We start from the raw sequence: 14,262 nt of genomic DNA on the forward strand, positions 1-14,262 counted from the left end.
GTTTTAAGCAGATAACTTTAACTTAGAAACCGTACTCAAGACCAATGCGAGTTACGATATCTGATGAAACCTCACCGCGGTCATTGTCAGTAAAGCTACGGCTTGCTACACGTAGATAAGGTACAAAGCCATTATCCACGTACATAAGTTGACCAGAGATAGTATCACTCTTATCTGTTGCGCTCGCTTTTAGAGAAGAATTTGAAGCAGTTGTTCCAGATAACTCTGCATCATCATTCGCTGCGTAGCCTAGTTTAAAGCCCCATGGACCATTCCAGTATTGGCCAATAATAGAGTATGAGTCTTGAGTATATTTGCGAGAACCGTTATCAATTTCTTCGCCTTTGTATGCTGCTGCAATACCAAAGCCTGCTGGTAGGCTTGCTTCAAAGCCTACAATATAAGCGAATGTATCGTCTTTATAACCATCTACTGCAGCTGTACAATCAGGTGTACCTGGTGCATCAGGGTCAAATACACAAGACTTTGCTGTATCTCCAACAACACGAGTACCAGACTCAACACCACCCATAAATGTTACTTTTTCAAAGCTGTACTTAGCGCTCGCGCCAAAGAATTCTGAATCACGAGTCGCCGCGCCACCACCATTGTCGTTATCATCACGACCAACAGAAGCTGCAAAAGAGAAACCACCGAATTTTGGCGAATCGTAACGAACTTGGTTAGATTGACGATCGTAATGACCGTTGATACCGCCCCAATCGAATACAGAACCTAGACCAGGGTTAGAGAATGGCCAATCGACGATTTCGTATAATGGCGTAAGAACACGACCCACACGTAGATTACCCCAAGAGCCAGAAGCGCCAACGAAAGTATCACGGAAACCAAGCACACCACCTGAAACGCCGCCATGACCCCAGTCTGTGCTATCTACGTAGCCAGATTCAATCTGCATTGTAATTAATACGTCATCAAACATATCTTTATGAGCACGGAAGCCGATACGAGATTCATTCTCTACAGCGTAGCCACTGCTCGCATCATCTTGATCTGTTGTGTTGTAGTTAACTAGAGAGATAGCTGCAACACCGTATACGTCAACGTTGAAATCAGAGTTGATACCAACTTCTTTCGCCATTACGCCTGTCGATAAAAGTGCAACCGTTGCACCTAGTAGAGTACGTTTAAAAAATTTGTTTTCCATGGAATAAAACTCCTAAAAATGGATATAGCTGTTTGAATATTCCCCGCCTAAAGTTGGCCGCCGTAGAGAGAAATACCTTTTCTTGTTTGAGAACCCTAAACTCTGAATTCTCTATTTCCTTTCTGGTTATACACATCATGTGCATCCATGGCATTAAGACTAACTTCGCCCTCAAAAAGATCAATGAGAACTTAATTCTCATCTAAAAAAATATGAGTTGGTGCAAATTTAATAGGTACTTAGTGATCCAGATCGATAAATAGAAAAATCCTCACCAAAACAAAATCAATACCAATAAATTCAACAGCTTGAGGTAATTATCACTTTGTAAAAATAGATATGACTCGCAATTATGATACAACTAGAATGGTATTTCATTAATGTTGAGCGGCATCACTGTCCCTTTTTGAGAGTTCGTATAGGTACAAAATTCTCAACAATTAAAAAGGCATCTAATTTGCAGCAGACACAAAAAAAGCACTCCCTTTAAAGGAGTGCTTTTGAGCTTTTTTTACCTTGGTTTACTTACGAAATAAGTGCAATTAGATCTTCTTCTGTTCTTATTTCGATACCTAAATCTTGTGCTTTAGTTAATTTAGAACCCGCAGCTTCACCGGCAAACAAGATGTCCGTTTTCTTCGATACGCTACCCGTCACTTTCGCACCTAATGCTTGTAACGCAGCTTTAGCTTCACTTCGACCTAATTGCGACAATGAGCCTGTTAACACAACGACTTTACCTTCTAATGGTAGCTCTTGGTCATCCGCAACAGCTTCGATTGCAGGCCAGTTAACACCAAGCTCTAGCAACTGCTCGACTACAGCTCTGTTTTTCTCCTGCGAGAAGAAGCTCGTGAGGTGACTTGCTACGATGTCACCAATATCTGACACTTCAACTAACTGTTCATGGGTTGCTGCTTGAACCAACTCCAACGTCTTGAAGTGTTGAGCTAAGTTCATAGCCGTCGCTTCACCGACTTCACGAATACCGAGTGAATAGAGGAAACGTGCTAACGTTGTGTCTTTGGCTTTATTCAGCGCACTCACCACATTTTGCGCCGATTTAGGCCCCATACGATCAAGAACTGTAATTACGCCCGCGCTAAGCTTGAACAAGTCAGCGGGCGTTTCTACCATTTCACGGTCCACAAGCTGCTCTATCACTTTTACGCCAAGGCCATCGACATCCAACGCCTTTCTCGACACAAAGTGCTTAAGCGCTTCTTTACGCTGTGCCTGACACACTAGACCGCCAGTACAACGCGCTACAGCTTCCCCCTCGACACGCTCAACCGTAGAGCTACATACAGGGCAAGCATCAGGGAAAACAATGTCTCTAGCCGTTTCAGGGCGACGATCTAGTACAACAGCCACAATTTGCGGAATAACATCACCTGCACGGCGAATAATAACGCTGTCGCCTACCTTCACGCCTAAACGCGCAATCTCATCGGCATTGTGTAAAGTGGCATTGCTGACTGTCACGCCACCAACGAAGATAGGTTCAAGTTTAGCAACCGGCGTAATAGCACCAGTACGGCCCACCTGAAATTCAACGTCATTGAGCAGTGTAATCTCTTCTTGAGCTGGAAACTTATAAGCAATTGCCCAACGTGGCGCTCTAGCAACAAAACCAAGCACTTCTTGAGCCGCGATATCGTCGACTTTGATAACAACGCCATCAATCTCGTAAGCCAGAGCATCACGACGAGTCATAATATCTTGGTAATAGGCTTTCACGTCTTCGAGAGAGCTCAGTTGCTTAGTCTCGGGGCACATAGGTAAGCCCCAACCTTTAAGCTGTAAAAAGCGTTGGTAGTGACTATTTGATAGCTCAGCGCCTTGTACAACACCGACACTGTATGCGTAGAAAGCTAGCGGACGTTTCGCAGTAATACGGGAATCAAGCTGACGCAGGCTACCTGCGGCGGCATTACGTGGGTTAACAAATACTTTCTCGCCTTTCTTCAACGCCATCTCATTCAACTTATCGAAACCCGCTTTTGGCATAAACACTTCGCCACGAACTTCAATACGCTGCGGCCAGCCTTCACCTTGTAACTTAAGTGGGATAGAGCTGATCGTACGCACGTTTTCAGTGATGTTTTCACCCGTCGCACCGTCACCACGAGTCGCAGCCTGAACTAAAATACCATTCACATAGAGTAGGCTAACTGCAAGGCCATCAAGCTTAGGTTCACAACAGAAAGTCTTGAGGTTAGCGGTTGGCGCTCTATCAGACATTCGCTTATTGAACGCATCCAAATCTTCATCAGAGAAAGCATTGTCCAGAGAAAGCATTGGGATCTCATGAGTCACTTGAGTGAAACCATCGAGAGGCTGACCACCAACACGTTGGCTCGGAGAATCTACCGTCACTAGTTCCGGGTTCTCTTCTTCGATCTTTAGCAATTGCTGCATTAATCGATCGTACTCGACATCAGGGATCTCAGGGCTATCTTCTACGTAATAACGAACGGCGTGATAATGCAGAGTTTCTCTTAACTGCTCTAAGGTAACTTGAATCGATTCTTTCATATCATTCTCTATCGTGATTGAAATATCAAAAAGGGCTCCCTTAGGAGCCCTTTTCTATAAATATAGATTATTTACAAGGCTAAACAATACGGCTAGGCATTCGATGCCGTCATAAAGTCTCTGATTTGCTTGCGGTAGTCAGATAAACGGTTTGGTGTCATTAAGTTGCGTGACTCATCCAACACGTTTCCGCCCATATCGTCAGCAATTTTCTGCGCCGCACTCAGCATCACATTGAAGTTTTGATCAGCTTGACCATAACAAGGCAACGTCATAAAGAACGAAATACCTTTAGTCGTGAAGTCAGCAGGATCATCATGTTCTAGCGTTCCTGGCTGCATCATGTTTGCAACGCTGAAAATAACCTTTGGTGCATCTGTAGATTGTGCAAAGCAGTGGTAAATAGACATCTCACCATAAGTTAAACCGTTGTTCTCCATGCTGCGGAAAAGTTCAGTCCCAACGAATGGGATCTCTCCAGCACAGTGAACATTAAGAACGATCACTTCTAAACCAAGTTCTTCATCTGGTTTTGCTTCTTCAACAGTCGCACTTTGCGGAGTCACGACTTCTTTCGCAACAACGGGCTCTCTTTGAGTAAGCGTTTCGTTTGGAACGACTGGCTCATCAACTGTTTCAGAAGGCTCTTCAAACGAACCGTACTGCACTTTAAAGCCGGCATGGTTTTCTTTTTGCTCGTCAGTCAACTCAAAGCTTGGAACTTCAGGCTCAACGTCCTTCTCTTCCTCAATCACTTCAGGTTCACTTTCAACCTTAATTGGGTCTTCTACGCTGAAAGAAGGAAGATCATTTAATTCGATATCATCTTCGTAAGCTTCTTTCGCTTGTGGCGCTGTTAGCGGATCTGAGTCGATCAGCGGATCAGTATCAGAGGGTGAAACAGCAAAATCCGGCTCTTTACGTTCTTTTCGGATTATCTCAAAATCATCTTCTGGGGCGAATGAACGGTTTGGAATAGTTTCTGCTTCATCTAAGCTGTCGTTATCAAGCTTACCGAGCGGCTTATCTCCAAACTTTGCTTTCCCTTCTTTTTTACTCGTCCATAGACCATGGAACAATAATGCGGCGATAGCTAATGCGCCAACAATAATGAGTACAAATCGCAATTCCTGCATTTTTCGCTCTCAGCTTTCTTAGTCAACTAGCTATAAACACGCTGTCACTAAGTTGGGTTAATTTGGCTAATCTCACTACTCTATCAAAAGTAGCCACTGTTTTAGAACAACTTAATACAATTAGTTCCTTACATGGTGTGATTTTCACCACGCTTTTTTTCTTAATTTCGGTCGAGTACACTAGACATGTTTGCTATTTAACCAAATTCACATGTGACCTAATTTAAATATGACTATTGAATCTGTTCCCCGCTCCGGCTTTGGCTATTTTATTTTCGGAATAAAAATCGCTTTATCACCGAGCATTCGTAAGTTTGTACTAATGCCACTTATCGCGAACGTGTTACTCGTTGGTGGTGCCTTGTTTTATATCTTCTCCAACCTAAACACTTGGATTGAAGGTTGGATTGGTGCATTGCCAAGTTTCTTGTCGTGGTTGTCATACATTTTATGGCCATTACTTGTGTTAACCGTCTTGGCCACATTCTCGTATTTCTTTAGCACGCTCGCTAACTTCATTGCCGCACCGTTCAACGGTTTACTCGCGGAAAAAGTTGAAGAGTTGTTGAGCGGTAAAAAAGTTAATGACGATGGTTTACTTGATGTCCTCAAAGATACCCCACGTATATTAGCGAGAGAATGGCGCAAGCTTGTCTACATTCTGCCAAAAGCGATCGGTTTATTCCTACTTTTGTTAATTCCAGCACTAGGGCAAACCGTTGCTCCGTTTTTATGGTTCATTTTCACAGCATGGATGTTAGCGATTCAATACGCCGACTACCCGTTCGATAACCATAAAATCAAATTTGATGACATGAGAAACAATTTGAAACAAAAACAAGGCAAGAGCTACAGCTTTGGCGCGCTTGTTTCTGTGTTCACCACAATTCCAATTCTAAACCTGATCGTAATGCCCGTTGCCGTTTGCGGCGCGACGGCAATGTGGGTTGCTGAGTTTAAAGACCAAGCTCTGCGTTCTCGTCTATAATTCTCGTCTATTATCCCGCCTATACTTCCTAGTTTCGCCTATCTTTTTGAAGTTCTGATTTCAATAAAGATAGGCGTGAATTCTGCTACATATCTATATGATATAACTTTTTAATCCTTTTACCTTTTTTTCAACTTGTTTAATCTAAATTCAAGCTGAATAAACATCGTAAGACACTAGACGGTAAAGTGATTGATATACTACGTTTAGTTCTGTCATTAAATGAAGGAATATCGCATGAGCAAGATCTACGAAGACAACACCCTAACGATTGGTAACACACCTCTAGTCCGCCTTAACAAAGTAAGCAAAGGTAACGTCCTAGCTAAGATCGAAGCTCGTAACCCAAGCTTCAGTGTTAAATGTCGTATCGGTTCAAACATGATCTGGGAAGCAGAAAAAGCGGGTACGCTTAAGCCAGGTATCGAGCTTGTTGAACCTACCAGTGGTAACACAGGTGTTGCACTTGCATTCGTAGCAGCAGCACGCGGTTACAAACTAACGCTAACTATGCCTGAATCAATGAGCCTAGAACGTCGTAAGCTGCTTAAAGCGCTTGGCGCAAACCTAGTGCTGACTGAAGCACCAAAAGGTATGAACGGTGCGATTGCTAAAGCAGAAGAGATTGTTGCTTCAGACCCAGACAAGTACCTACTACTTCAACAGTTCAACAACCCAGCCAACCCACAAATTCACGAGCAAACGACTGGTCCTGAAATTTGGGAAGCAACAGACGGCGAAATCGACGTGTTTGTAGCGGGTGTTGGTACGGGCGGTACTATCACAGGTACAAGTCGTTACATTAAAGGTGAAAAAGGCAAAGCGATCACTTCAGTAGCGGTTGAACCAGCAGAGTCTCCAGTGATTGCACAGGCACTTGCAGGTGAAGAAATCAAACCAGCTCCACACAAAATTCAAGGTATCGGTGCAGGTTTCATCCCTGGAAACCTAGATTTAGAGATTATTGACCGTGTTGAATCGGTAACTTCTGAAGAAGCGATTGAGATGGCTCAACGCCTAATGAAAGAAGAAGGTATTCTTGCAGGCATCTCATCTGGCGCGGCAGTTGTAGCAGCAAACAGAATCGCCGAACTACCTGAATTTGCAGGAAAAACTATCGTTACTGTACTACCAAGCTCTGGTGAGCGTTACCTAAGCACAGCCCTATTTGCTGGCATCTTTACGGAAAAAGAGAACCAACAATAATATGTGGTCAAATCAATTTTTCGTCCAAAAAAGCCCCGTTTAGGGGCTTTTTTGTTGATCCCTGCCCCACCTTTGGTAATATCAGGTCTGTTTTATTTTTCGCTTCAAAATAAAAGAAGCAATAAACAAATTCTGAAAGTCATGAGTACTCAGCAAAAGACGACCATGGCTGGATAAAAATTTATAACCAGTCTAAGTTCTAACACGAACATGGCGTACTAGCCTCTAGCGCATTTGGGCTAAAGCAGTTAAGCTAATCTGGTTACAAACTTACAAAAAATAAATTAATTGGGGTATATAAAATGTACGAGAAGCAAGTAGAAATCACAGCAGAAAACGGTCTTCACACTCGTCCAGCTGCACAGTTCGTTAAAGAAGCAAAATCTTTCGACGCTGACATCACAGTGACTTCTAACGGCAAAAGCGCTAGCGCGAAAAGCCTGTTCAAACTACAAACTTTAGGCCTAGTAAAAGGTACTAACGTTACTATTTCAGCTGAAGGTCCTCAAGCTCAGCAAGCAGTAGACCACCTAGTTGCTCTTATGGATCAACTACACTAATACGGTCTCCTTCTTTCAAAGCCATTTTGCATAGCAAAGTGGCTTTGTTCGAAATAGATAGGAATAAGCGCGACATTAGTCGACGACTTAAAGTCACACACTCTCCCGTTTACAGTTGAACAACTAAGGTAAGGCTATGATTTCAGGCATCCTAGCATCTCCTGGTATTGCTTTCGGTAAAGCACTACTACTTCAAGAAGATGAAATTGTCCTAAACACTCAATCTATCTCTGACGACCAAGTTGAAGCAGAAGTACAGCGTTTCTTTGACGCTCGTAACAAATCTTCTCAACAACTTGAAGTTGTTAAGCAAAAAGCACTTGAAACTTTTGGCGAAGAAAAAGAAGCAATCTTTGAAGGCCACATCATGCTGCTTGAAGATGAAGAGCTAGAAGAAGAGATTTTAGCACTCATCAAGAAAGACAAGATGCACGCAGACAACGCGATCCACACTGTGATCGAAGAGCAAGCTGTTGCACTAGAGTCTCTTGATGATGAGTACCTAAAAGAACGTGCAACTGATATCCGTGATATCGGTACTCGTTTCGTTAAAAATGCTCTAGGCATCAACATTGTATCTCTAGCAGATATCAATGAAGAAGTTATCCTAGTAGCTTACGACCTAACGCCATCTGAAACTGCACAAATCAACCTAGACTACGTTCTTGGTTTCGCTTGTGACATCGGCGGTCGTACATCTCATACTTCAATCATGGCACGTTCTCTTGAGCTTCCAGCTATCGTTGGTACTAACGATATCACTAAGCAAGTTAAGAACGGCGACATGCTTGTGCTAGACGCGATGAACAACAAGATCATCATCAACCCTTCTGAAGCTGAACTAGCAGAAGCTAAGAAAATCAAAGCAGATTTCGAAGCAGAAGCGGCTGAACTAGCAAAACTAAAAGATTTACACGCTGAAACTCTAGACGGTCACCGTGTAGAAGTTTGTGGCAACATCGGTACAGTAAAAGACTGTGACGGTATCCTGCGTAACGGCGGTGAAGGCGTTGGTCTGTACCGTACTGAATTCCTATTTATGGACCGTGACGCGCTTCCTACTGAAGAAGAGCAATACGTTGCTTACAAAGAAGTAGCAGAAGCAATGGAAGGCGAGTCAGTGATTATCCGTACTATGGATATCGGTGGCGACAAAGACCTACCATACATGGACCTTCCACAAGAGATGAACCCGTTCCTAGGCTGGCGTGCAGTACGTATCAGCTTGGATCGTCGTGAAATCCTACGTGACCAACTACGTGGCATCTTACGTGCATCTGCACACGGTAAACTACGTATCATGTTCCCAATGATCATTTCTGTTGAAGAGATCCGTGAACTGAAAAAAGCAATCGAAGAGTACAAAGTTGAACTTCGCGCTGAAGGCCTAGCTTTCGATGAAGAAATCGAAATCGGCGTAATGGTTGAGACTCCAGCAGCTGCTGCAATCGCACACCACCTAGCGAAAGAAGTATCTTTCTTCTCTATCGGTACTAACGACCTAACGCAATACACTCTTGCGGTAGACCGTGGTAACGAAATGATTTCTCACCTATACAACCCACTATCTCCTGCTGTTCTTACAGTAATCAAGCAAGTGATCGACGCATCACACGCTGAAGGTAAGTGGACTGGTATGTGTGGTGAGCTTGCTGGTGATGAGCGTGCAACGCTACTTCTTCTTGGTATGGGTCTAGATGAGTTCTCTATGAGCGGTATCTCTATCCCTAAAGTTAAGAAAGTAATCCGTAACTCTAACTTCGCTGAAGTTAAAGCTATGGCTGACGAAGCACTATCTCTACCAACAGCTGCTGAAATTGAAGCTTGCGTAGAAAAGTTCATCGCTGAGAAAACTCAGTAATCGCCAATCGCTTAATAACGTTAGACGGCTAAAAATAGTCGTCTAATTTGTTAGATTGGTATAGTATATTCTACAGAATAAAACTAAACGTTAGGAGCATGACACAATGGGTCTGTTTGACAAACTGAAAAAGCTTGTATCTGATGACAGCGCTGATGCTGGTGCAATCGAAATCATCGCACCTCTTTCTGGTGAAATCGTAAACATCGAAGATGTGCCAGATGTAGTTTTCGCTGAAAAAATCGTTGGTGACGGCATCGCGATCAAACCAGCTGGCGACAAAATGGTAGCTCCAGTTAACGGTACTATCGGTAAGATCTTCGAAACTAACCACGCATTCTCTATCGAGTCTGACGACGGTGTTGAGCTTTTCGTTCACTTCGGTATCGATACTGTTGAACTTAAAGGCGAAGGCTTCACTCGTGTAGCTGAAGAAGGTCAATCTGTTAAAGCTGGTGACACTATCATCACTTTCGACCTAGCGCTTCTAGAAGAGAAAGCAAAATCTACGCTTACTCCAGTTGTTATCTCTAACATGGACGAAATCAAAGAGCTGAACAAGCTTTCTGGTTCTGTAACTGTTGGCGAAACTCCAGTTCTTAAAGTAACTAAGTAATCTCGATTACTTATCTGCTTTAATTAAAACGCTACCTAAGGGTGGCGTTTTTTGTGCCTGTTAAATAGCTCAATTTCCTTGATTACTACTCCTCACCTTGCTGAAAACAACCCCTCAATAACCCACAGTGATACCCAACTCTTAATTACCAACATAACCCTACATTGTTATTAAACCACGTTAAGCGAGATCCTAAGCGAAGTTTCCACACGATGACCACGCAGTGTTAATTTCGACAAGCACCCGGACTTTGATATCTCATAAAGCAGATTCCTGATACCTCGTTCTACTCGGTTCTGGAATGACGGCATCTACACTTGTCAACTTATGATTAACCCGTCATTCCCTACAGTGAGGAACGAACGTGATAGGGAATCTCGCTTTTGCTTCTGTTTACCCGCACTACACTTTTCCAAATACACCTTCACCAAATTTCAGGCAATAAAAAACCCAGCCGAAGCTGGGTTTGTTTAGCGCTCATCTCTCACCACGAGCTAATTTGTGGAAGCCTTACGTTAACGCTTTGTCTCAACAACACTTATAGTCAACGTGGCTTTTTAATCGATTAACCTAGTAGGCTAAGTGCCGAGTTCGGTGCTTGCTTCGCTTGAGCAAGAATCGAGCTTGAAGCTTGAGAAAGGATCTGAGACTTAGTCATCTGAGTCGTTTCTTTCGCGAAGTCGGTATCTTTAATACGGCTCTTAGATGCGTTAACGTTCTCGTTAATGTTGTCTAAGTTGCTGATAGCGTGGTCGAAACGGTTTTGGAAAGCACCTAGCTCAGCACGGTGACTGTCTACATACTTAAGGGCCGCATCGATTACTGCTACAGACTCTTGTGCGCCGCCAACAGATGTTACGTCGATAGTATCAACCGTTACGTCTTTAGCTGCTTGAATACCTAGCTCGCCCGCAAGACCGCCAGAGAAAGACACATCGCCGCTCACTTTGTTGTTGCCTGTGAACATTTGTAGCTTGCCGTCTTCAGTCACAGACGCTTTAACAGAATCTTGCTGACCGTTGATGTAAGTCGCTAGCTCTTCGATGTCGTCACCCGCTTTTGCGCTGATGTCGATTTCTTGTGCTTGACCAAAGTTGTCAGTGAACGACAATTTTAGGTCGTTAGAGCCCGCTTGTACGTTCCAGTCTTTGTCTTTAGCGTTCTCAGTTTGGTAGCTCTTACCACCCATCTGAGCGTTATCAGAGCGCATGTCTTTCAGTTGAAGCATTACCGCTTCACCGTTATCCGCACCGATTTGGAATGATTTAGTACCGTGAGTACCGTTAAGTAGCTTGTTACCACCAAAAGACGTCGTTTCCGCGATACGGTTTAGCTCGTCGTTCAGTGCTGTTACTTCTTCTTGAATCGCTACACGCTCAGATTTTGAGTTTGAGCCGTTTGAAGATTGTAGAGACAAATCACGCATACGTTGCAGGATGTTAGTCGTCTCGTTCATTGCACCTTCAGCAGTTTGTGCAATTGAGATACCGTCGTTCGCGTTACGTACAGCAACATCAAGGCCACGACTTTGAACGTTCAAACGGTTCGAGATTTGTAGGCCCGCAGCGTCATCTTTTGCGCTGTTGATTTTAGAGCCAGAAGCTAGACGCTCCATTGATGTTTGTTGTGCGCTGTTTGCGTTGTTTAGGTAACGTTGCGCAGTCATCGCTGAAACGTTTGTATTTACATTCACTGCCATGGTGATTTCTCCAATTGATTTTCCGGTATTGCGGTTTCCGACGTCTCGGAAAACCAAGTAGTTCTCTCAAAGTTACTTTTAATAACGGCGTGATTGGCGAAACCTTTAGGAAAAAAACAACAAATTTAAAGAAATAGCGGTAAAACAGAAGAAAGCGTGACTGGTCGTAAAATTATCGAAAAAAGATGAGAAAATCGCTAAAGTTGCCGGGAAGTCAGTCGAGTGAGAAATTGTATTTTTATTCGCCAAAAAGCACCGACCAAGCTGAAATGCTTTTATAAGATTGTAGGTAATTCATTAACCTAATAACGTTAAAGCTAGATTCGGCGCTTGCTTGGCTTGAGCGAGTATCGTTGTGCTCACTTGCTGCAGTATTTGTTGCTTGAGCATTTGAGTGGTTTCTTTAGCGTAGTCGGTATCTTTGATTCGACTGTTTGATGTCGCCAAATTCTCATGAACGTTTTCAAGATTGTTAATGGCATGATCAAAGCGGTTTTGCATTGCCCCTAATTCAGACCGATGGCTATCGACATACTTCATCGCCGTATCCAAAATAGAGACGGCGCGCTGAGCACCACCCACATCCGTTACATTGATGTCATTAACTGACTCGTAATAGCCCGCTGACATCGAAAGCTCACTGGCTAATGAACCTGAAAAAGAGATGGTACCCGCGGTATCTTCACCTGACATATAAATCTGAAGTTGTCCGTCATCATTAACAGAAGCCGATAAGAGATCCGTTTGACCATTAATGTAAGTCGCCAACTCTTCGATATCATCGCCCGCTTTCGCGTTGATGGTGATCTCTTGTGGCTGACCAAAACGATCGGTAAACGACATCGTCATATCATTCTGGTTTGATTTCACTTCCCATGAATCACTGGCCATGCCATTAGCAACGTAGCTAAAGCCGCCCATGTTGATGTCATCAGTACGCATGCTTTTCAAACCAATCTGCACAGCTTCGCCCGAACTGCCGCCGATTTGAAACGAGGTGTGCCCAAAACTGCCGTTAAGGAGTTTTTTACCACCGAATGAAGTGGTTTCGGCAATTCGATTCAGCTCGTCATTTAACGCGGTGACTTCTTCTTGAATAGCGATTCGTTCCGATGAACTATTCGAGCCGTTACTCGCTTGTAGGGATAAGTCTCGCATGCGCTGCATGATATTAGTGGTTTCATTCATAGCTCCTTCTGCAGTCTGCATAATGGAGATACCGTCGTTAGCATTTCGAACAGCAACATCAATGCCACTCATCTGTGCTTCTAATCGATTTGAGATCTGTAAGCCAGCCGCATCGTCTTTTGCACTATTAATACGGCTCCCTGAAGCTAAGCGCTCCAAAGATTGGTTCAGCATGTTATTAGCGTTAGAGAGGTTTCTCTGAGCTACTAACGCCGAGACATTCGTATTGACAGTTATAGCCATAGACCTTCGCTTACAAAAAGATGAATAAAACTCACGATTGCTCTTATATCGACCAGTTCATATAAAGCTTTAATAAAAAAGGAGCCCTGAGGCTCCCTTTCTTTGCTGCAGATGAGGTGATTTACTTAATCGTTAATACACTCAACATGTCAGTTGAAGGTGCAAAGTAGTAAGCGCCAGTCACTGCTTTGGTAAAGCGAAGCAGTTGGTCTGTTTTGCCATCTGTTGCGCCGTACATGCTCTCTAACATCGCATCGAAGTTATGACGAACGTTACAGTAAGCAATGAACAATAAGCCGTGGTCGCCCGTAGCAGTACCGTAAGGTAGACTGTGGCGAACAATCTTAAGCCCCTTGCCTTCTTCTTTGATATCCACACGGCCAACGTGAGACGCCGCAGGAACATCATCTAACTCAATTGAATCAGGTTTAGTTCGGCCAATCACTTTCTCTTGTGCCGATACATTCAAACGATTCCAAGCTGGCAGGTTATGCACAAAACGCTGCACCATTACATAACTACCACCAGCGAATTCACCCTCAGGCACAATAGCGACTTCAGCACGTTGTGCGTCTTTCGGGTTTTCAGTGCCATCAACAAAGTCTGTCATGTCACGAGAGTCTAGGAAGCGATAACCATAAGTTTCATCAACCACTTCAACATCAGCTGCTACTTCAGATAGCAATTTACGCAAGATAAAGAAGTGCAGATCATGTCGGTTTGAATGACAGTGAATCAGAACGTCAGACAGTGTGCTCGGTGCTGTGATATCACCTTCACCCAGCACAGGGAAGTCGATCAAATCAGCGGGCGCTGCTTGCTCGAACCTATCCCAAAAAGCTTTTGAGAACGCAACCGATGCCGTTAAGTTCGCATCAGGCTGAGTTTGGTTTAGTTCGTCGATTAGAGTCGGAAGCTTTTGAATTTCTGCTAGTACATTAGCAGTATTAGCGTTCACTTTAAGTTGAACGTAAAGCGCGAAAGGCCCAGCTTCAGGCAAAATAGCACTTTGAACGTTAGGCTGCTCATTTGAAACATTAAGCATAGATTATTCCTTCC

General features: G+C 43.6%; 12 protein-coding genes. 5 read left to right on the forward strand and 7 right to left on the reverse strand.

Annotation, left to right across the window (positions count from 1 at the left end; all coding sequences use genetic code 11):
• Nucleotides 1-22: 22 nt before the first annotated feature.
• From AB4482_RS10545 to zipA, 4 genes are all read right to left on the reverse strand, one after another.
• Complete coding sequence (locus AB4482_RS10545; RefSeq protein ID WP_136973710.1) at nt 23-1,168, reverse strand: porin; 1,146 nt, start codon at nt 1,166-1,168, stop codon at nt 23-25.
• Nucleotides 1,149-1,304 (reverse strand): hypothetical protein, encoded by a 156-nt coding sequence (locus AB4482_RS10550; RefSeq protein WP_004734257.1) that lies wholly within the window; start codon nt 1,302-1,304, stop codon nt 1,149-1,151. The genes AB4482_RS10545 and AB4482_RS10550 overlap by 20 nt, the downstream gene beginning before the upstream one ends.
• Nucleotides 1,305-1,693: 389 nt before the next feature.
• Entirely contained in the window at nt 1,694-3,706 is a 2,013-nt protein-coding gene (gene ligA, locus AB4482_RS10555) for an NAD-dependent DNA ligase LigA (protein ID WP_371721450.1), read from the reverse strand.
• A 92-nt stretch (nt 3,707-3,798) separates the two neighbouring features.
• A complete protein-coding gene (zipA, locus tag AB4482_RS10560; RefSeq protein ID WP_017061932.1) occupies nt 3,799-4,842 on the reverse strand; it encodes a cell division protein ZipA in 1,044 nt (347 codons plus the stop codon).
• Between the two features lie 229 nt (nt 4,843-5,071).
• Here zipA and cysZ point away from each other — a divergent pair, with 229 nt between their 5' ends.
• From cysZ to crr, 5 genes are all read left to right on the forward strand, one after another.
• Entirely contained in the window at nt 5,072-5,830 is a 759-nt protein-coding gene (cysZ, locus tag AB4482_RS10565; protein WP_029235129.1) for a sulfate transporter CysZ, read from the forward strand.
• 237 nt (nt 5,831-6,067) lie between these two features.
• Nucleotides 6,068-7,036, forward strand: a complete 969-nt coding sequence (gene cysK, locus AB4482_RS10570) for a cysteine synthase A (RefSeq protein ID WP_017061934.1) — start codon at nt 6,068-6,070, stop codon at nt 7,034-7,036.
• A gap of 302 nt (nt 7,037-7,338) precedes the next feature.
• Entirely contained in the window at nt 7,339-7,596 is a 258-nt protein-coding gene (locus tag AB4482_RS10575) for an HPr family phosphocarrier protein (RefSeq protein WP_004734263.1), read from the forward strand.
• Between the two features lie 136 nt (nt 7,597-7,732).
• A complete protein-coding gene (ptsI, locus tag AB4482_RS10580; protein ID WP_048660880.1) occupies nt 7,733-9,457 on the forward strand; it encodes a phosphoenolpyruvate-protein phosphotransferase PtsI in 1,725 nt (574 codons plus the stop codon).
• Between the two features lie 106 nt (nt 9,458-9,563).
• Nucleotides 9,564-10,073 (forward strand): PTS glucose transporter subunit IIA, encoded by a 510-nt coding sequence (gene crr / locus AB4482_RS10585; RefSeq protein WP_004737851.1) that lies wholly within the window; start codon nt 9,564-9,566, stop codon nt 10,071-10,073.
• A gap of 565 nt (nt 10,074-10,638) precedes the next feature.
• Here the strand turns inward: crr and AB4482_RS10590 are convergent.
• The 3 genes from AB4482_RS10590 to AB4482_RS10600 all read right to left on the reverse strand — a co-directional run bounded on the left by AB4482_RS10590 (nt 10,639) and on the right by AB4482_RS10600 (nt 14,248).
• Nucleotides 10,639-11,772 (reverse strand): flagellin, encoded by a 1,134-nt coding sequence (locus AB4482_RS10590; protein ID WP_102300543.1) that lies wholly within the window; start codon nt 11,770-11,772, stop codon nt 10,639-10,641.
• 297 nt (nt 11,773-12,069) lie between these two features.
• A complete protein-coding gene (locus AB4482_RS10595) occupies nt 12,070-13,203 on the reverse strand; it encodes a flagellin (protein WP_017063389.1) in 1,134 nt (377 codons plus the stop codon).
• Nucleotides 13,204-13,324: 121 nt separating this feature from the next.
• Nucleotides 13,325-14,248: a Dyp-type peroxidase gene (locus AB4482_RS10600; protein WP_102394434.1), complete on the reverse strand. Its 924-nt coding sequence runs from the start codon at nt 14,246-14,248 to the stop codon at nt 13,325-13,327.
• Nucleotides 14,249-14,262: the final 14 nt, after the last annotated feature.

The sequence above is a fragment of the Vibrio sp. 10N.222.55.C7 genome, assembly GCF_041473335.1.
In the GTDB taxonomy this organism is placed as follows: Bacteria; Pseudomonadota; Gammaproteobacteria; order Enterobacterales; family Vibrionaceae; genus Vibrio; species Vibrio crassostreae_C.